The 19,599-nt window shown below is 56.5% G+C and carries 18 protein-coding genes; 7 read left to right on the top strand and 11 right to left on the bottom strand.

From position 1 onward, the window contains the following. Positions 1-175: 175 nt before the first annotated feature. A complete protein-coding gene (locus D777_RS15395; protein WP_036133989.1) occupies positions 176-1,498 on the top strand; it encodes a CHAD domain-containing protein in 1,323 nt (440 codons plus the stop codon). 80 nt (positions 1,499-1,578) lie between these two features. Then, the gene (locus D777_RS15390) at positions 1,579-1,959 is read left to right on the top strand and encodes a rhodanese-like domain-containing protein (RefSeq protein ID WP_036133987.1); all 381 of its coding nucleotides are present in this window, start codon (positions 1,579-1,581) and stop codon (positions 1,957-1,959) included. A gap of 22 nt (positions 1,960-1,981) precedes the next feature. Here D777_RS15390 and D777_RS15385 read toward each other — a convergent pair whose 3' ends face one another. Next, entirely contained in the window at positions 1,982-2,443 is a 462-nt protein-coding gene (locus D777_RS15385; protein WP_264673453.1) for a YchJ family protein, read from the bottom strand. 105 nt (positions 2,444-2,548) lie between these two features. Between D777_RS15385 and D777_RS15380 the strand changes: the two genes are divergently transcribed. Together D777_RS15380 and D777_RS15375 are read left to right on the top strand one after the other, a co-directional pair. After that, positions 2,549-3,280, top strand: coding sequence for a TSUP family transporter (locus tag D777_RS15380; protein WP_036133983.1), 732 nt, complete (start codon positions 2,549-2,551; stop codon positions 3,278-3,280). 98 nt (positions 3,281-3,378) lie between these two features. Continuing rightward, positions 3,379-4,344, top strand: a complete 966-nt coding sequence (locus tag D777_RS15375) for a GGDEF domain-containing protein (RefSeq protein ID WP_036133981.1) — start codon at positions 3,379-3,381, stop codon at positions 4,342-4,344. Here the strand turns inward: D777_RS15375 and D777_RS15370 are convergent. The 3 genes from D777_RS15370 to D777_RS15360 all read right to left on the bottom strand — a co-directional run bounded on the left by D777_RS15370 (position 4,341) and on the right by D777_RS15360 (position 8,313). Then, complete coding sequence (locus D777_RS15370) at positions 4,341-4,769, bottom strand: hotdog fold thioesterase (protein ID WP_036133979.1); 429 nt, start codon at positions 4,767-4,769, stop codon at positions 4,341-4,343. The genes D777_RS15375 and D777_RS15370 overlap by 4 nt on opposite strands. Positions 4,770-4,865: 96 nt before the next feature. Continuing rightward, entirely contained in the window at positions 4,866-7,472 is a 2,607-nt protein-coding gene (locus tag D777_RS15365) for a bifunctional diguanylate cyclase/phosphodiesterase (RefSeq protein WP_051669139.1), read from the bottom strand. A gap of 49 nt (positions 7,473-7,521) precedes the next feature. Beyond that, positions 7,522-8,313, bottom strand: a complete 792-nt coding sequence (locus D777_RS15360) for a substrate-binding periplasmic protein (RefSeq protein ID WP_051669138.1) — start codon at positions 8,311-8,313, stop codon at positions 7,522-7,524. Positions 8,314-8,516: 203 nt separating this feature from the next. On the opposite strand from D777_RS15360, the gene D777_RS15355 reads away from it, so the two are divergent. The 3 genes from D777_RS15355 (at position 8,517) to D777_RS15345 (ending at position 11,712) form a co-directional block, all read left to right on the top strand. Next, entirely contained in the window at positions 8,517-9,245 is a 729-nt protein-coding gene (locus D777_RS15355; protein ID WP_036134448.1) for a MotA/TolQ/ExbB proton channel family protein, read from the top strand. Beyond that, positions 9,242-10,288, top strand: coding sequence for a peptidoglycan -binding protein (locus D777_RS15350; protein ID WP_036133977.1), 1,047 nt, complete (start codon positions 9,242-9,244; stop codon positions 10,286-10,288). Before D777_RS15355 ends, D777_RS15350 begins: the two co-directional genes overlap by 4 nt. 101 nt (positions 10,289-10,389) lie before the next feature. Continuing rightward, positions 10,390-11,712, top strand: a complete 1,323-nt coding sequence (locus D777_RS15345; protein WP_036133975.1) for a DASH family cryptochrome — start codon at positions 10,390-10,392, stop codon at positions 11,710-11,712. 5 nt (positions 11,713-11,717) lie between these two features. On the opposite strand, the gene D777_RS17720 is transcribed toward D777_RS15345, so the two are convergent. From D777_RS17720 to D777_RS15310, 7 genes are read right to left on the bottom strand one after another with little or no spacing between them, the layout of a single operon-like run. After that, a complete protein-coding gene (locus D777_RS17720) occupies positions 11,718-13,802 on the bottom strand; it encodes a sensor domain-containing diguanylate cyclase (protein ID WP_051669137.1) in 2,085 nt (694 codons plus the stop codon). A gap of 25 nt (positions 13,803-13,827) precedes the next feature. Next, positions 13,828-15,591, bottom strand: coding sequence for a hypothetical protein (locus D777_RS15335; protein WP_036133973.1), 1,764 nt, complete (start codon positions 15,589-15,591; stop codon positions 13,828-13,830). Between the two features lies 1 nt (position 15,592). Further along, positions 15,593-15,877, bottom strand: a complete 285-nt coding sequence (locus tag D777_RS15330) for a hypothetical protein (protein ID WP_036133972.1) — start codon at positions 15,875-15,877, stop codon at positions 15,593-15,595. Next, on the bottom strand, positions 15,874-16,557 hold the full coding sequence (locus tag D777_RS15325) for a tetratricopeptide repeat protein (RefSeq protein WP_051669136.1): 684 nt from the start codon (positions 16,555-16,557) through the stop codon (positions 15,874-15,876). Before D777_RS15325 ends, D777_RS15330 begins: the two co-directional genes overlap by 4 nt. Positions 16,558-16,613: 56 nt before the next feature. After that, complete coding sequence (locus D777_RS15320) at positions 16,614-17,483, bottom strand: type II secretion system F family protein (protein ID WP_036133969.1); 870 nt, start codon at positions 17,481-17,483, stop codon at positions 16,614-16,616. Beyond that, positions 17,476-18,393: a type II secretion system F family protein gene (locus D777_RS15315; protein WP_036133967.1), complete on the bottom strand. Its 918-nt coding sequence runs from the start codon at positions 18,391-18,393 to the stop codon at positions 17,476-17,478. Before D777_RS15315 ends, D777_RS15320 begins: the two co-directional genes overlap by 8 nt. Then, a complete protein-coding gene (locus D777_RS15310; protein ID WP_036133965.1) occupies positions 18,393-19,595 on the bottom strand; it encodes a CpaF family protein in 1,203 nt (400 codons plus the stop codon). Before D777_RS15310 ends, D777_RS15315 begins: the two co-directional genes overlap by 1 nt. Positions 19,596-19,599 lie beyond the last annotated feature (4 nt).

Below are 19,599 nucleotides of genomic sequence, written 5' to 3'. Positions count from 1 at the left end.
CGGGCCGAGCTGTTCCAGTTTGTTAATACACGCATACAATCGCTCGTCTTCCGGCTTGCCGACCCTGGCGACTCATTGTCATGAGTTCTTTATATTCAGACAGATAGTCTATCGGCAAACGCCATGACTTCTTGAGAGGCGATTACGACTAAAGTACCAGTACCAAGGTAGCACAATGAAACACCTGTTCCTGATCCGCCACGCAAAATCGAGCTGGGCCGATGAGCAGCTCAGTGACAGAGAGCGCCCGTTGAACCCTCGTGGACAAAGCCAATTGGCACCTCTGGGAAATGCCCTGGCACGGGAAGGGGCCTTTGACGGCCTGGTCCGCGCAAGCGATGCAACCCGCGCCATGTCTACGCTGGAGGGTATTGTTCCACCTGACATCCCGGCAGAACGGATAGCCACAATGGCCGACCTCTACACCTTTGACTGGCATCGGCTTGTTCGCTGGCTGGAGAGTCAGAGCCAAGGTGACCGGATTGCACTGGTCGGCCATAACCCTGCTTTGCTGGAGCTTGCCTCCTGGCTTCTGAAGCACCCTCCCGCACACCTGCCTACGGCAGCGTTTATCCATATAAAGCTGCCCATTGACCACTGGCGGCAGGTCGCCCGGCACAAGGGCAAACTCGAGAGATTCCTCACTCCGGCCGATTACAGCTATGCCCATTTCGCCCGCAAACTGAAGAAGCAGGGAAAAGACACGGAATTGCCGGCAGCGCTCCAGCATCAGCTCAGCCTCTTGCGGCAGCTGGAAGCGGGCGTAATTCAGGGGCTGGACCCCGAGTTTTTGCATCAGTACCGGATTGCTATCCGGCGCAGCCGTGCCATGGCCGAGGCCTTTCAGGATGTCAGTGGAAACCGTTTGCTGTCGCCGTCCATTCCACAACTCAAGCGCCACGCACAGGCAACCAGTCACCTGCGGGATCTGCACGTATTGCTCAGCGATCTCCCGGCTCTGTGCCACGACGACGAGCCATTACAGCAATCACTGCACCACTACTTCTCTGCGGAAGCCGCCAAAGAACAGAAACGACTTTCAAGACGCCTTTCGGGTAAGCGTTATGAGAAGAGCGTAGCGGTATGGGAGGACCTGATTCATTCCAGGAAACTGCACAAGCTTTCGAAACATCTTGGAGCTTTTGAAATACGGACAGCCGTGGAAGAGAAAATCCGGGATTTCAACCGGCGCACCGCAGAACTGATGCACCATTCCCCCGATAACGACATCCACCGATTGCGCAAACAACTGAAACGCCTGCGCTACCTGATGGAACTGGACCAGGCGGCCTGGAAACCCGCTTTAAAAGAGATCAAATCCCGTCAGGAACTTTATGGCCAGTTCCAGGATCTGTGTGTTCAGATTCGCCTGATTGACGACTACCGTAGCCACGCCCCGAGGGCCTTCGGCAAGGCTGCGAGCCACATTACCAATTCGCTGAAGGACGAGAAAGCCGCCCTCCGGACCAGGATCCTGGCGCTCGGCAGCCTACCCTGAGCATCCTATGATGACGACCCACTCGAAATGGAATAAGGTTATGACAGGAAAGATCATCAATACCCAGCCCAGGAGGCACCATGAAAACAGCCCATGACCTCGTCGAAGCCGCAAAAAAAGAAATTCAGGAAGTTCCGCTTGATAAGGCGGAGGACGCGATCAAGAGTGCGGATCTGCTACTCGACGTCCGAGATGCCGATGAATACCGAACCGGGCACATCCCTGGCGCCGTTAATGTCTCCCGGGGCATGCTGGAGTTCAAGTTCACCAATGATCCCGCGTTCGAAAATCGCGACATGAATATTGTCTGCTACTGCAAGACGTCCGGTCGGGCCGCGCTGAGCGCCAAAGCCCTCAAAGACATGGGCTATGTCCATGTACAGTCCATCACCGGCGGCTTTGACGCCTGGCAAGAGGCCGGCAAACCCGTGGTTAAACCCGAACTTCCCTCTTTCGAGTAGCTGCGCCCGGAACAGGATCTCCCTAAAGACAGCAGGCTTTGTATTTCCGGCCACTCCCGCACGGGCAAGGCTCATTTCGGCCCGGTTTGAGGGCGCCCTCGCTGGTATTGCCACTCAGGTAATACCAACGACCACCCTCACGACAGAACTCGGACACCTCTTCCAGGTATCCCCAACCGTTGCCGGTGCGATAGATGGCGCGAAAGTGGACCTGGCCTTTGTCACCCTGTTCACCGCTGCTCAGTATCTGCAGCATTGTCCACGCGGGCGTTCCGTCGAGATCCAGCTCATCGGGCCGTGTTTTGGCATGCCAGGTCGCCAGCAGATAACCGGATAGCCCAAGCACAAATGCCGCATACCTTGAGCGCATCAGGGTTTCCGGGGATGGTGCCGGGTTACCCTGATGGAAAGGCTCGCAACACTCGCGGTAACGTCTTACCCTATTGCATGGGCAGGGACGGGAATCATCAAGTTCCGTTGTCATCAATCGTCAGCCGTTTCGATCATAATCGGGGCCGCCAGTGTATCAGCATCAAACCGACCTCGCCCCGCATCACGCTTCTCCACGCCCCAACTCAGGCGGTGACTTTTGACGGATATCTCACTCGTACAGATTCTTCTCGCCAACCTGGCGATCCTTGCTGGTGCCTGCTTGCAGGGCGTTGCCGGTTATGGAATCGGCACACTATCGGCCCCGCTTCTGTTTCTGATCAGTCCATTGCTGCTCCCCGGGCCTCTGGTGCTGAACGCCATTATCCTTACGATCCTGATGCTCTTACGAAACCGGGGGGCACTGCGGCTCCGGGAAGTGAGATTTGCAGTCGGTGGCGGCGTTGCAGGCGCAGTGCTGGCAGCGCTGACCCTGCTGGTGGTTTCAACCAAAGGGTTTGAGCTGATGTTCGGGGCTTTGATCCTGGCTGGCGTTGCACTCAGTATCGGAGGACTGAAACCCGCCCTTAATGCCCGCAACAGCATTATCGCCGGCGCTGCCTCCACCTATATGGGGACCATTACCGCAGTGGGCGGCCCGCCGATCGCCATGATCTACCAGAATGAAAAAGGCCCGCTGGTGCGCGCCAATATGTCCGCGTTTTTTCTGGTTGCCAGCGTATTCAGCCTGACGGCGTTGCTGCTATCGGGTTACCTCGGTATGCGGGAGCTGAGACTGTTTGCCGTCACCCTGCCGGGCGTTCTGGTCGGCTTCTGGCTATCAGGAAAGCTGGTCCACCGCATGCCCTTTGAAGGCCTTCGCCCCATCATTCTCGCCATTGCAGCGCTCGCAGGCACGGCCGCACTAGTAAGAGGTATGTTATCTCTCTGATTTCTCCGTAAATACCCAGACAGATACAATTACGACCATTACAAACCGGGACTGACTGGTATACTGATCAGAAAACAAGCACCGGATTTAATACACGGATGACCTCTGGAAGCAGCCCCAATATCATTTCCACCGCGACAATCTCCGGTGGAGAAACGACTCCCTCATACGCAGAGGGGCTAACAGCTATTCTGGACAACCTGGACGCCCTGGTTTACGTCTCCACTTTCGACACCTACGAACTGCTTTACATGAATGCCTACGGTCGCAACATCTGGGGCGCTTTTGACGGCAAAAAATGTTGGCGTGCGCTCCAAAATGGGGACGGCCCCTGCAGCTTCTGCACCAATCACCTGCTGCTGAATGAGAAAGGCGAACCGAACGCTCCGCATGTCTGGGAGTTCCAGAATACGGTCGACCAACGCTGGTATCAGTGCCGGGACCAGGCTATTCGCTGGACCGACGGTCGTCTGGTTCGCATGGAGATTGCCACCGATATTACCGAACGCAAGCAGATGGAGCTGGCTCTGAAGGCCGCCCAGGAGAAAGCCGAAGCCGCGGCCATGACAGACGAACTCACCGGATTGCATAACCGGCGCGCTTTTTTCCAGTTTGGCCAGCAGGCAATGCATCAGGCGAGACGCCAGGGTACATCACTGTCGACCATCATGTTCGACCTTGACCACTTCAAACTGATCAATGACGGTCACGGCCATGAAGCTGGCGATGCCGTACTTCGGCGGGTTGGCGAACTGCTGAGAGAAAAAGGACGGGAATCCGATATCGCGGCCCGCATCGGTGGTGAGGAATTTGCCATTCTGCTGCCCGATACCGGGAGTACTGAAGCAACAGAAATGGCCCAACGGCTATCCCTTTTATTCCGGAAAGCCACCATCGCCTACCGTGAGAACGCCATCCCTTTTACCGCCAGCTTTGGCATCGCCACGCTGAATGAGCAGGATGCCCGCCTCGAGAGCCTTCTGTCCCGGGCCGATGAAGCCATGTATCAGTCCAAAAAGCAGGGCAGGGATCTGATCCATCTTCACCCCGCCACCAGGGTCTAGCGCGGCATTGAAGTGACTGCCATAGTCAGCCTTGAAATGCAGGTGGTTTTGCCTTCTTCGTTTTCCAGCCGAATTTCCCAGACCTGGGTCGAACTGCCAATGTGGATGGCTTTTGCCGTACCGTAGACCCACCCTTTACTGATCGGTCGGATGTGGTTGGCATTAATATCGAGCCCTACGGCAACGGTATTCGGATCCTTCAGGCAACAATTGGCCGCCATACTACCCAGCGTCTCCGCCAGTACAACCGAGGCGCCGCCATGGAGAATGCCGAAGGGCTGAACCGTCCGTTCATCAACTGGCATCCGCCCCTTGACGTAATCATCACCAATTTCCACATACTCGATTCCCATGTGGGAAACCGCTGTGTTACGGCTGGACTCAGCCAGTTGCTCAAGCTGTGGAGTACGGGTCCAAATGGCCATAGGAAGTTACCTTGATAGATTGTTTGCTCGCTAATTGTTATCTGCCAACAAATTCTATCCTGTCCCGGAAAGAAGCGCCATGATTCCCACGCAGCCTCAACACTCAGCCATCAAATGCCGCACCAAATGGTCCCCTGGCAGGGGGCGTGCAAATAAATAACCCTGATACCTGCTACAGCCCATGGTCGCCAAAAGATCTCTTTGCCCGGGGGTTTCAACGCCCTCGGCGATAACCGCCAGCTTCATCGCACCAGCCAGACTGATGATCATTTTGGCAATTGCCGCATCATTACCGTTATCCAGAATGTCTCGAACGAAGCCCTGGTCAATTTTAAGTTCATCCAGTGGCAAACGCTTGAGGTAACCCAAAGACGAATACCCGGTACCAAAGTCATCCAACGAGACTTTAACGCCGACATTACGGAGAGATTGCAGGGTATCCTCGACAGTCTGAAGATCAAAGGCTAACGCACTTTCCGTAAGCTCCAGCTTCAATCGGCTGGCCCGCACACCGGATTCCCGAATGGTTGAGATCACCGTATCCAGGAAGTCGGGCTGGTGAAACTGCTTTGCACTCACATTAACCGAGAGCGTCAGGTCGCTGAATGGCTTTCCCCGGCGCTCCCAGCTGACCAGCTGCTTGCACGCGGTTTTCAAAACCCACTCGCCGATGGGCTCGATCAAGCCCAGCTCTTCTGCCGCGGGAATAAACTCGGCAGGCGAAACATAACCCCTGGCATCGCTGTGCCAACGGAGCAGTGCCTCGGCCCCATAGGGCATCGAGTTCTGGTCATACTGCAATTGATAGTGAAGAGTAAACTGTTCAGTTCGCACAGCCTCCCGGAGATCAGATTCAAGCGACATGCGCGAATTGACGGCATCCTGCATGGCGGCATCGAAGAAACGAACGCGATTCTTGCCATCATCCTTCGCACGAAACATTGCCATATCAGCCTGCTGCAATAACTCCTCCAGACTGACTTCATGATCAAAGAACAAAGTGACACCACAGCTCGGGGTGCCCGAGTAGAAGCTATCCCCCAACCTGTATGGTTCAATGAGCGCGCTCCGGACTTTTTCACAGACCTTCCTGGCCTGTGCAGCGGCCCGTTGCGGATCTTCCGCAAAGCCTTTCAGAATGAGAACAAATTCATCCCCTCCGAGTCGGGCAACCGTATCCCATTCCCTGACGGTATCGGTCAAACGCTCTGCGACCTGGCGCAGCAGGTTGTCACCCTGAACATGGCCGGCGGAATCATTAATCGTCTTGAAGTTGTCGAGATCGATAAAAACAAGCGCGCCATGAGTCCGATAGCGGCTGCTCGACGCCAATGCCTGTGAAAGTCGGTCACGAAGCAGACGACGATTGGGTAGTCCGGTCAAGGAATCATAAAAAGCGAGACGCTCAATTTCCCTCTCCGATGATTTCCGTTCCGATATGTCCGAAAAGATACCAATGAAACGCTCACCGTCCTCATCCAACACCCGGGAAAGCTTGACTTCAGCCGGAAACTCGCGTCCCTGCCAGGTGACTCCCACCATCTCGCGGCGACCCGACGATGGCTCCTTACCCTGCAACTCAGAGAGCAAGGCGAGCTGACGGGAACGCACCCTGACCGGCATCAACATGCCGACGTCCTTTCCGATGACCTGATGGGCCGGATAGCCAAAAATCGACTCAGCGGCCAGATTAAACGTCTGAATGCGCCCCTGGCTGTCGGCTGTGATTACGCCGTCCGCTATGTTGTCCAGAACCGCCTGGTTACGCCGGTTCTGCTGCTCAATCACCAGAGAGCTCTTCTTCTTTTCGGTGAAATCGTGGAAATAGCCATGCCACAGGATGCTTTCGTCCGCCAAACGCTGGGGTACAGCTCTGACTTCAATCCATATCTCGCTGCCGTCCAACGTCATAGCTCTGACGTTTTCGGTGAAGGCACTCAGAGTCTTGGCTGATCTCTGAATCTGTGAAAACAGTCTGGACCTGTCCTCCTCGACAGCATGGTTCAGAAGCGGGCGACCGTCCCGGCCCAGTTTTTCCGGATCACGGCCGAACATCGACGCGACGGCAGAACTGACGTAAGGAAATCGCATCCTGCCATCGGGATAAAGGCGAAATTGAAAGACGATGCCGGGGAACTGGGTGGAGAACGAATCGATACTGCGTTGCAGTTTCACGGACTGCTGATGACACAGATATCGGTGCACCGCCGCACTCATTAATACGCCAAGCTGGGACAACTCAGCGCTCAGGATTGGCGGCAAATGGAACAGATCCCCGACCGAATCAAACCCGAAAAAGCCGATCACCCCCCCTTGAGCTCTCAGAGGGACCATAATCATGGAACGAATACGTTGAGACTTGAACTCAGCTTTCTCCGCCATTGCAGATTCATCGAGGTCATCCACATCCTGAATGTGAATGACGTTCTGCCTGTAGAGTTCTTCCCGCAGCCATGGAAAATGTGCCAGTGACAAGGATTGCACTCTCTCCCTCTGCGGGGGTACACCGGGCCTGCACCATTCATGGGTGTTGGAAAGTGTCTCCGTCGCCTGGTCAATCAAAAACAGGTAAGAGCGATCTGCCCGCAAACGCTTTGCTGCCTGCCGGATCACAGACTGGATGGCAAAATCGTGTGACATCAGAGACGATTTGGCCAGCTCCAGCCCTAATTCGAGAAGTGTTCTGCTGCCGAAGTTTTCCAAGTCAAACCAGTCCTTTTGCTACTCAGACAAAGATACGATTGAGATAGCGTCAGAGTTCACCGGCGGAACCACTGCCGCTGATTTTTCCCTCAGGTTCCCTCCGTTCCATGTACCGCAGTATCAAATCTTCATAAACACCTTCGTGTTTGATCAGCTTGAGTGCAGCCCGGATATCATCGGCATAATCGAGAACTGGCGAGTTCTTGGCCACAGCTATGTATGAACGCTCACCCGGCACAAAGAAAGGGGAAATAGAGACCGCCATATCCAGATTATTCACGGTGTAGATCCCCACGAGCTCCGGGGCGATAACGACGTCCACCCGGTCCTTCTGCATCATCAGCATCAGGTTTTTATATCGGGGCGCAGGTTCTTTTTGGAGCTGATCATCGGTGTCAAATCGATGGAAATAAGAAGCACCTTCTAATACCCCGATTCGTTTCCCGTCGAGATCGGAATATCGCGTTATCCGGTTTGACTCATCGGTGTAAAAGAACAGCTTGCGCTCGGGAGGGAATGCCGGTGCGACAAACGCCATCATGGATTCTCGTTCGGGCGTCCGCAGCGGACCGAGCATGATATCCACCTCTCCCATCTGCATCATTCGCAGTACCCTGCGGAACGGTGCCTCACGGTAGATCACTTCCCATCCCAATCGATCCGCGATGTTCCTGAAGATGTCGATGTATAGGCCAGACTCTTTTCCACCACTCAGGATGCGGTAGGGTGGCGCATGGTTGGCTCCGACGGTCACTGTCAGCGGCGCCACCGTTTCGGTGCCCTGCTGAGCAAGGGCGGGCATGGCAATAAACGCCACCAGGAGTACGGCTGCAAGTCGCATGGCTTGTTTCCTTCCATGTAATCCCGAATCCTCGGGTTCCGATTTCATTGCCAGCCAAAGGCCAGCCAAAGTATAGACGACAGAATATACGTCGCCATATACGTCATGAACTATAACCTTCTTTTACGTTTAAGTTACCACGGAGGCGTGCCGCACGCAGTGTGCTATGTTTCAGTAACATGCCAGACGGATCGGCCAACACCATGAGCAATCCCAAACACACGCTCTTCTGGATGACTCTTTTCCTCACCGTTGTCGTGATCGTTGGAGTCCTGATTCACAAGCCGTTAATCACGGCCTTCATGGCAAACTGGGTCTTTAATTTACTCATACTCTGTGTACTCCTCGTCGGTATCGCGCTCACTTATCGACAGGTGTTCGTGCTGTTTCCCGAGCTGCGCTGGGTGGCACAGTTCCGCACCGGTCATGCCGGCCTTTCCGTCGTGGAAGAGCCCCGGCTGCTGAAACCCCTGGCCAGACAATTGGGTGAAGACGCAAAGAAAGACCGGTTCACCCTCTCGACCCTGTCGCTACGCACGGTCCTGGACGGCATCCATTCCCGGATGGACGAGCAGCGGGAAATCACCCGTTACTTCATCAGCCTGCTGGTGTTCCTTGGCTTGCTCGGCACATTCTGGGGCCTGCTTGGCACCATCAATGCCGTGGGCCAGGTGATTACCGGGCTGGACATGGGCCAGGAAGACTTTGGCAAGGTGTTCGCAGAACTTCAGGCTGGGCTTCTGACACCGCTGGAAGGCATGGGCACCGCCTTCAGCTCCTCGCTGCTGGGTCTTGGGGGCTCGCTGATACTGGGCTTTCTGGACATTCAGGCCGGCCACGCCCAGAACCGTTTCTATGACGGACTTGAAGAATGGCTCACCGGTGTCACCAATCTTGTTGATCGAGTGAGTAACGAGCAAGAGCTGTCATGATCGGATCGAAGCGCCGAAGTCGGAGCGCCACCAATGTCTGGCCGGGCTTTGTAGATGCTCTGTCGGCCCTGCTGATGCTGGTGATTTTTGTGCTGATGGTTTACGTGGTCAGCCAGCTGTACCTCACCCGAACCCTCTCCGACCGTGACACTCAGTTGGCGCGCCTGCACTCACAGCTGAATGAGCTGACGGAATTGCTTGGCCTCGAACGGGGCCAGAACGATGCCCTGGAAAACCGGATTGCCAGCCTTCGGGACGATCTCAACAACAGCCTTGAACGCAAGAATGAACTGGTGAGTCGGCTGGAGGCTTCCCGACAGCAATTGATGCAGCAAACAGCGACGATATCCGCCCAGAACGAGCAGCTGGCGGGCATGGACGCAGCGATGGATGAAAAGGACGAGATCTCCGCCAGTCAGCAGGCCATGATCTTGCGCCTCTCGAACCAGATCGCGTCTCTTCGGGCGCAGCTACGCCAGATTGCCTCAGCACTGAAGCTACAAGAGCAGAAGACCTCAGAGAAAGAAGAAGCATTATCAGAGGTCAGCAAACGCCTGAATGCCCTCCTGGCCGAACGGGTCAATCAGCTGGAGCAATATCAGTCCGAGTTTTTCGGTCGCCTGAGAGACATCCTCGCCAGCAACGAGAACATTCGTATCGTAGGCGACCGCTTTCTGCTGCCCTCGGAATTGCTGTTTGCCTCCGCCTCTGCAGAACTGGGCCCGGACGGAAAACGGGAACTCGACAAGCTGGCTGACGTATTGCTGGATGTCGCCAGCCGGATTCCGGACGATGTGGAGTGGATACTGCGGGTAGACGGGCATACGGATGTTCTCCCCATCAATACGCCGAAATTCCCTTCCAACTGGGAACTATCCACTGCCCGGGCCGTGTCGGTGGTTCGCTACCTGGCGTCCCGGGGCATCGCCCAGCGGCGCATGGCTGCCGCAGGCTTTGGTGAATTCTTCCCGGTGGCAGAAGGCACCAGCCCTGGCGCCCTGCAAAAAAACCGACGAATCGAGCTCAAACTGACAGATCGGTAATCGATGCATTCCGTGAATCTCCAGTCTGGCTGAACTTCTCGCAAGGGCATTTCGTAAAGATGATTAACAGATGACTGCCACCTGACTTTGGGAGCCTGCTCTTGCGAACCCTCTACTGGTTTACCCGGGATCTCCGCCTGCATGACAATACGGCCCTGTTGGCTGCCTCGAAATCCGACCTCCTACTGTGCGTCTACGTTGTGGACCCACGGTGGTTCGAACCCGGCCCCCATCAAAGCAGGGCAATGGGTGATCATCGATGGCGTTTTCTGTGGCAAAGCCTGATGGCACTGGAGCGAAGCCTGCGGCCGATGGGTCAACGGCTGCACATCGCGTGGGGAGAACCGGAGGAGATTATTCCGGAGTTGGTACAGGCACACCGGATCGAACGAATCGTTCGCTCCCGGCTTCCCGGCACGGAAGAAGCTCGCCAGTGGCATTCAATCAGGGAACAACATCCCTCCTTACATTTTCAGCAATTTGAGACCCTCGGCCTGTTTACCGAGGGCTCGTTGCCCATGCCCATTGATGAGCTGCCAGGCACCTTCTCTCAGTTCAGGAAACGCGTGGAGTCCACCGGCGAACGCCACTCCGAAAGGCTCCGTATCCGCACGTTGACGGCCCTGCCTCCAGCGCCGGGTTTCCCCGACGATAATCGTGGCCAGTGCCCGCCGATAAGCGAACCTGTGCATCCCGGACAATTCAGCGGCGGTGAGCCTGCGGGGCAGCAGCAACTCAGAGAGTTCCTCTTTGTCAGCCACGGAATTGCCCGCTACAAGGAAACACGGAATGAGCTGGACGACTGGGACTCGTCGTCGAAACTGTCACCGTGGTTGGCCAACGGATGCCTGTCGGTTCGGGAAGTGTCCGAGTCCATCCATGAATACGAAAAGAGCGAAACCAGCAACGAGTCGACCTATTGGCTCTGGTTTGAGCTGCTCTGGCGCGAGTACTTTCTGTGGTATGCCTTCCGTCACGGAGCGAACCTGTTTCGCAGGGATGGTGTGCAGCGGAAAAGGCGCCCGTCCACGTTCTACAGTCACCGGTTCAGGGCCTGGTGTGAGGGAAACACCGAGTTCCCTGTGGTCAACGCTGCCATGAATCAACTCCGGGAAACCGGCTACATCAGCAATCGGGCGCGCCAACTGGTCGCGAGCTGCTTCGTGAACGAACTGGAACTGGATTGGCGATACGGTGCCGCCTGGTTCGAGCAACACCTGGTTGATTATGACGTCGCCAGCAATTATGGGAACTGGCAGTATCTGGCAGGCGTGGGCGCCGATCCCAGGGGATTACGACGATTCAATCTGGAAAAGCAGGCGCAACAATACGACCCGCTGGAAACGTTTATTGACCGCTGGGGCGGCCATAGCGATAACCCCGTAGGACTGCACATGGTCGATGCCGCAGACTGGCCTATTTAGGCCTGTCAGGCAGCGGTTCGGACGCAGTTTCTCCCTTCCCCTTTGGCCACGTAGAGGGCGCCATCGGCTCGCTGGAGGATGTGGTGGGGCTTGTCGCCTTGCTGGAACGTCGCGACGCCGACACTGATGGTGACAGGAACCGGGATCGAGAAACGGTACGCTTCCACATGACGGCGTATGCGTTCGGCGACGGCCGAGGCATTCTGTAACCCGGTTTCAGGCAGCAGTATCAGGAATTCCTCACCACCCCAGCGACCGGCAATCTCAGATTCCCGGATATCGCCCTCGACGATCTTCGCAACCCCGGCTAGGACGCTGTCACCCTCGTTGTGTCCATAGCGGTCGTTAATCGACTTGAAGTGGTCAAGATCAAAAATAATCACCGAGAAGGTTGTACTGTAACGCTCACACCGAGCGACTTCCTGCTCCATAAAGCTTTCCAGCTTATGGCGGTTATAGAGGCCGGTAAGCTGATCATGAACCGCCCTGAATGTGAGGGAGCTGAGCAGCTTCTCACGGGTCAAAACGTTACCCATCAGGCTGGCCATGAGCTTCACGTTTTCAAGCTGTTCGGTCGTCCACGCCCGCATCGTCGACGTTTTCACCAGGCCCAGCAGACCAATGAGCCGCTCTCCCTGATAGATTCCGGTTAACACTAATGACCGTGAACTCCCCAACCCCAACGGCTCGCCTAAAAACTGCAGCATGGGCGGTACCGGATGGTTGCCGTCGAAAACCGGGGACGGTGAGGATTTGAACAGCGCCTCCAGACTGACCGGTATGACCGGCAAAGGCCTCGAAATTTGCGGCCGCAAAAGTGGCAATCCTTCTCCTGCCCATTCATGACTGATCCTGAGTTCCTGCGATGCGTCATCGACTCGGCACAGAAACACTCTGTCTGCCCGGAAAAAATGCCCCAAGGCAGAGCAGGTGCGCTCCAGCCCTTCAGCAGCATCATCACCATTGATCGTCAGCAGATCCGTGCTGATACGCCTTACGGCTTTTTCCGAGACCACCATCTGCTCGAGCTGCATCTGCGCACGGTGTCGCTCAATGGCCAGGCTAGCCAGGAAAACCGGCCCGGTCAGCAGATCCACGTCTGCATCACCTGGCGTCCAGGGAACATCATGGTAGACATCGAACGAACCCAGGGTTTCGCCACCCCGACCGAGAATTGGCTCTGACCAGCAGGCCCGGACACCCGTAGCATCAAGCAGTTGATACCACTTCGCCCAATGCTCATCCGCATTGGTGTTGCGGGTAACCACGCGCGTTCCGGTGAATACGGCCGTTCCGGGGCTGGCTTCGCCATAGCCAATAGCGACACCATCCAGCGCATCGCGCATTGCCGAGGGCAGGCTTCGGCCGCCGGCCCAACGAAGCCGGTATTGCTCCGAGTCCTTGAGCATGATGGCGCAGCGCGCACCTGGCAGGGCGGACTCCGCCACTGACGCAATCTGGTCCAACGTCTGGTGTAGTGGGCTATCGCTTGCCATGGATGCCAGCGCCCGTTGGCGATTTTTCTCAAGATCTTCGGTCTGTTTCCGGGCGGTCACATTCACGCCGGTAAACATCATGGCCTGCTTCGATTTGTAGGTCAGGAAAGACAAAGAGCACTCGAGCCAGATTTCCTGCCCTCTGGCAGGCTGGATTTGCCAATCGAAGGACTTCGTGCCTGCCCGCATGGCCTCGCCGACCAGAGATTCAAAATCCCTCAGACTATAGGGAGCCGGTGCCCAGGCATCCGGTCGCTGAAGCACATCGGTGCTCAGGTGCTCGGCACTGAGAACGCCAAACGCCTCCAGCACCGTGGTATTGGCGTAGAGAACCGACGCGGTCTGGGCGTCCATCAGGAATACGGCAATACTGGATTGGTCAAACAGAGTTTTCAGCTCCCTGTCGGCATTACGCAGATTACGGGAGCGCGTACCCACATCAAACATCAATTGATGGATGTGTTTTTTCAGATGGCGTACGTATAAGAGCGCCACAGCCAAGGCGAGCAGCAGACCAATCAACAGATAGGGCAGAAGCGAAAACAGCCCACTTTGCCCCGCTGCAAACCAGTTTTCTTCAAACCCTGCCTGCATAGACCCCGTTCCTTGTTGAGGGGATTCAGTTACCGACCACCTCGATGTTCTCGATCAGCTGGCTGCCGCTCTGAGAGGCCTCATAGATTGTCACCTGCATACCCCCGATTCCAACGCCAAGGGCCTCCGCCAGCGGGTCCACCAGGGTTTCAAGCAAACTGCCCACTACGGTATTCAATAGCCCCGTTACCGTGGACAGGATGGCATTGGCGAGGCTGGTATCGATTCCGGTAGCCAGTATTTCCAAGTCTATGATCTGAACGCTGAAACTGGTCCCTGAGAAACCACCGCTATTCTGATCATAGACCAGACTTGAACAGCCGCCAGCACCGCAGTACAGAGGATACGCCGGATTCATGGTTTCGGTAGCCGAAACCGAGCCAATCGTGCCATCAATTGTGGCCTCAAGGCCGACTATCGGATCGATAGTGATGAGCCCCGCCAACAGTTTTAACGTGCCAATATTGACGTCCAACGGATCACTGAGGTGATCGCCGGTGGGTTCATCAATCGTGCCAGTACCGAGGCTCACCGCCTGGCGTTGCATGTCCATCCCGAAAACGACATCGTTATTGCCGCCAGCGGCGCAGCTTGCAGACACCAGCGCCCCCTGCCCACCACCAAGGTCCACAGCCAGCGGAATCACCAGGGAACCGATGCCGAATTCAGCCAGGCCCAGCAGGTTAAGGGTTGGCAGCTCGGCGCTGACGCCGATTTCGAGGCTGATGTCCGGTGCATAAAACGTCGTAATCCAGTCGCCGTTTATGTCCTGCCGTGCCGGACCGACCGCAGCCGTTGGTGGCCGATTGACATAGACTTCAAGTGTCAGCGAGTTCTGATCAATCGCTGACGTCAGGGGTAATCCCAACGCATTCAGGTTGGTGATCGTCAGAGGCGAACCACTCAGGATCTGCTGTTGCTGCAGCACGTTGAGGGCCGTACTGACCAGCAGGTCATAGGCCCGGAACTTTGCATCACGGGGCACTTCGGCCTCGCTGAGCGTGGAGATGACATCGCTGATAACCACCGTCTCGATACCGGAGGCGGACAACAGGCGGGTCGCAAGATCGCCTGCCGGCGTTGCCGCACCACCAACCGTCCGAATGGCCGTTGCCAGCTCATCAGCTCCAAGGGGCAAGGCATCCTCGAGGGTGCCGACACCCAGGCCATCGAGCAGGTCCCCTACCGAGAACAGGGTGTTCCCGAGACTACTCATGTCCGTGGGATCAAGCGTATACCCCGGTTGCCCGAGTATGCCGCCAAGCAGGGCTCCCACCAGGCCTCCGTCAACGCCGGCAGTCGAGCCCGCCGCGCTGATAGAGGCAATCACCTCTTTTCTGACCGCGGAGTTTACGGAAACCCGGACATCATCAAGGAATCCATCCGGCAACAGCCGTGAAATGGGCTCATCGCGACTGTAACTCACCCTCGTGGCATTGGATTGAGCAATATCCGTGACCGGCCGAAAAACGACCTCGCTGGGGTTTGATGCGGATTTCTCAATGACTCCGGCTTGCACCACAAGATCCGACGCATCGCCATCAAATCCCTGAGCCTGAGCCGCCGCCAGTGCCCGGGCATTCATGGTTTGCATGGAGACCGCCGCGCCACCACATGCTTGAGAGGCTCCCGCTGCAGCCGTCGCCGCTGCATTTACCTGACTTTGCATGTCTGCCCGCAGGGATAGCAGGCGTGCGCCATCAATCGCGAGCGCTGTGAACAAAAGAATCGCGGTAATGACCAGCGGCGTGATGACCATCAGGGCCCCGGTCTGACGTCGCGCATTCATTCTATTCACCACGGGTTTCGTTCAGCATTTGATCAGGCACGGGGCGCCGGAAGGTTTCCGCGATTCTCGCCTGGGTGTCAACGAACACGCCCACAGCAAGCTCCCCTTCATCAGGCTGGCCTGTGGTAGCCTGCTGTTCCAGCTGCGCGCTCACCTTTGAGCGATGATGTTTTTCTGGCACGTCATTGATCACACCCGAACTGAAACCTGACTCATAGGTCTCCCCCGCGCTCACCTGTGCCGCCCCGATCATCAAAGCCAGCAAAATCCAATACCGTACGCTCATTGCGATCTCCCCATGCGTTGCGCGATTTTCTGCGCATGTTCAAGCTCTGCCCGGGTTAATCCATAACGGGTTTGCATCCATTTCAGCCCGGCAGAATCTTTGCCAAGGATGTAGGCAACGGCCAGATTCTGTCGGGCACTGCCCTCGCCGTTTGCCAGCTCAAAAGCCGTTCTCAGTTCGTAGGTCGCCGTGGCGATCTCATTCACCTGCAACAGCGCATAGCCGTAGTCATTACGAATCTTGCCGGAAATCGGTGCCTTTTTTCTCGCGATAGCGAGGTGATCCACCCCCTCCGCAAATCGCCCCTGTTTCATCGCCACCAGCCCCAGGCCGTGGTGGCTACTTGCCGAGTCGCATTGCAGCGCCAGCGCTTCAAATAGCTCCCGTGCATCTGCCATCTGGCCGGTGATCACGTACAATTGGCCACGCCTCAACCAATGCTGCTCTGTACCCAGTGGCTCGCTTTCCAGCTGTGCTAACGCTGCGTACAACTGATCGTTTCCGATTTTCTCGTCAATTACATCAAGTTGGAGCCGTTCTTCCGGCTGCACCTGGGTCCGACAGCTCACATGTAATGTGGGCTCTTCACTGTATGACGTTTCCGGCGGCATTGTGGTTGCACAACCAGCCAAAACCGCTGATGCCAGCAACGCTGCCATGGGACGCACAAAACTGGGCATAGGGTGAATCAATCCGTGTCGCAACTTGATATCGCTCCTGTTGAATCTCATGTTGATCAGCGCCCGAACGATTCGGCAATGGAGAGGACGGCAGGTCCCCCGACCAGGATGAAGAGTGCCGGCAACATGAACACCATCATCACTATCGTCATTTTGGCACCGATCCGGTTGGTTTCTTCTTTCAGGCGCGCCCGCTCATTTTGCTGGGCTTCCCGGATAATCTGTTCGAGACTGGAAGACACGCCCGCACCAAGGCTACCGCTCTGTTTCATCAGGTTGACATAACTGCGCAACACCAGGATTTTCCGGTTGCGTCCAAGTTCCTCCAGAGCTTCCGTACGATCTGCCCCACTTTCCATGACCCGATTGAAACGATCCAGCCGCACACACAGATGAGGCATCACAGGGCGTGCCTGCAAGGCAATCAAGCGTATGGCCCGTTCGATCGACAACCCGGCCTCCATCAACATCCGGGTCATGTGGCAAAGCTCGATGGCCTCAAGGTTCTGGCGTTTCTCAGCGTTTGCCCCCATGGTGCGAATCACCCGGCGGGGTAACAGGAACGCAACCGCAGCGATAAAAGAGCCGCCGATTGGCCCCGTTATCAGGAAACCGGCGAGGATAGCCAATGCGGGGAGAAACCAACACAGCAGAATATAGGTGAGCTGCGCCTGATACTGGGTTCGCCCCGTGGTCTCCAGGGCCTGTTCCATATCGTCAAAGTCACTCTGGACCACGGACAGACCGGTAAACCAGGCAGCAAACGCCGCTATCCAGGTTTGCCCTTCTTCTCCCTCACCGGTGCCAGTCTTTGCCAGGCGATCCCGTATCCGGGAGGCAATGGCCCATCGTGGTGCCTGGTAGACCGCCATCCAAATGGCCGTCAATGCCAGTGCACTGGGCAGAACCAACCATAATTCACGCACGGCCCACCCCCTGGATCATCCGCCAGATCACGGCCATACCAATCAATTGCAGGATACCGGCGGTAATCAACAGGTTATGGCCTGTCGGTGTGTTGACGAGAATATCCGCATACTCTTCGTTCATCAGAACCATGTATGCCGCCAGCCCGGGCGGTAAAACAGCAAAGGTCACTGCCGTGAAGCGCGTCTCGGCCGTTGCCGCCAGAAATTCCTGTCGCAACTCCTGCTGGGAGCGCAGCGAGGCTGCAACCTGCTCCAGTACGGGCCTGATCGACGAACCGAACCTTGACGTTGTCCGCAATGCAAGCGCGACCAGGATCATGGATGGCGTGTTGTATAACCGGGCAAAATCCTCAAACAACCCGGTGTATTCCCGACCGGCTTCAACCGCGCTGCGAAGCCGGAATACCAGTGGCTGGAACACCGGACTGGACTCATCAAACGCTACGATAAGCGAATGCTCCAGAGAGCGGCCGGCATCAATATTTCTCAAAGCAGCATCGATAATACCGGGTAATTCTTCGTGGATGACCCGGCGCTGTTTCTGGAACCGGACCCGCCACCAAACAGCCCCGGCCACAGAAATAAAGAACACGGTCACCAACAGTTCAACCAAACCCCGGGTAACGAACAGCACCAGCAGACCCGCCACCAACACGACCGCCAAAATCGTCAGCCGCTGCAGACTCATCGCGATATCAGCCTGTACCAGCAATCGTTCCACCGGCCCCAGATCGACCCGGGCACCACCAAGAACCGTTGTCTCCTGCGCAGGGAACAAGCGCATGCGCGTTGTGCGTTCTATCGCCCGCATCCCGGCAGTGCGCGTCCACACCCACTGCCCAAGGAGCACCACCAGCGTCAGAACCGACACGGTGATCGCCGCCGCAAAGAGCGTCTGCGCCGGCATCAGAGTGCACTCCCAAGGGTCGGAATGGGTTCACCGGCTTCATCGGTATCCGTACGGTAGAGGCTTTCCATACGGTACGGGTCGTCACCGTCACCGGCCAGCGCCACCACTTCACTGACCAACCGCCGGCCGTTCGCCAGACGGCTCAGCTGAACAATAACGTCCAGTGATGATCCGATCAGGCGCCCAACAGCACGTTCACTGGCATCGTATCCGTTTACCGCAAGCAGGGTCTCGATACGGACCAGGGCATCGCGGGCCGTATTGGCGTGAATGGTACTCATGGACCCTTCGTGACCGGTATTCATGGCCTGCAGAAGTTCAATGATCTCACCGGAGCGCACCTCGCCGAGGATGATTCTGTCCGGACGCATCCGCAGCGAGTTGATCACCAGATCCCTGGCCGTGACTTTCCCGCTGCCTTCTGTGTTCGCCGGTCGCGTTTCGAGACGGACAATGTGGGGGTGGTTGAGTTGGAGTTCTGCCGAATCCTCAATGGTCACCACCCGTTCTTCCCGGGGAATGTATTGGCTCAGCATGTTGAGGATCGTTGTTTTACCGGTGCCCGTTCCGCCACTCACCAGGATATTCCTGCGGTTCTGAACCAGTTTGGTCAACAGTTCAAGGCAATCAGCGCTCATTGATCCCCGATCCACCAGGTCCTGCGCCGTCAGATGTTTCTGGGTAAACTTCCGGATACTGATTGAGGGGCCATCAAGGGCAATGGGCGGAATGATGGCGTTAACCCTCGAGCCATCCGGCAAACGGGCATCCACCATTGGGGATGACTCGTCGAGCCGACGCCCCAGAGGGGCGAGAATACGCCGGATAATCCGGACGACATGGTCATCGTCAATAAACCGGGTGTTCGCCCGTTGAAGAACACCAGCCACTTCCACAAACACATCCTCAGGCCCATTGACCAGGATGTCGTTGACCGACTCGTCGGCCAGCAGCGGCTCCAGCGGGCCGAAACCAGCCACCTCGTCCTGTATTTCCCGGGTCAGGTTGGTGAGGTCCTGGGCTGAAAGCGGCGTCCGATGATGGGAGACGTAGCCAGCGACATTATTCTGGACAAAGGTGGCCAGCACGTCGTTGCTGACCCTGCCGACTTCCACCCCTTCCTCGTCGAGACGTTCAACCAGATAGTAATGAACGCGCTTTTTCAGGTTCTGGTATTCCTGATCGGTTCTGCTTGCCATGCTT

It is taken from the genome of Marinobacter nitratireducens (assembly GCF_000708045.1).
GTDB classification, from domain to species: domain Bacteria; phylum Pseudomonadota; class Gammaproteobacteria; order Pseudomonadales; family Oleiphilaceae; genus Marinobacter; species Marinobacter nitratireducens.
The sequence above is the reverse complement of the archived record's forward strand: the minus strand, read 5'-3'. Positions and strand labels throughout refer to the sequence as shown.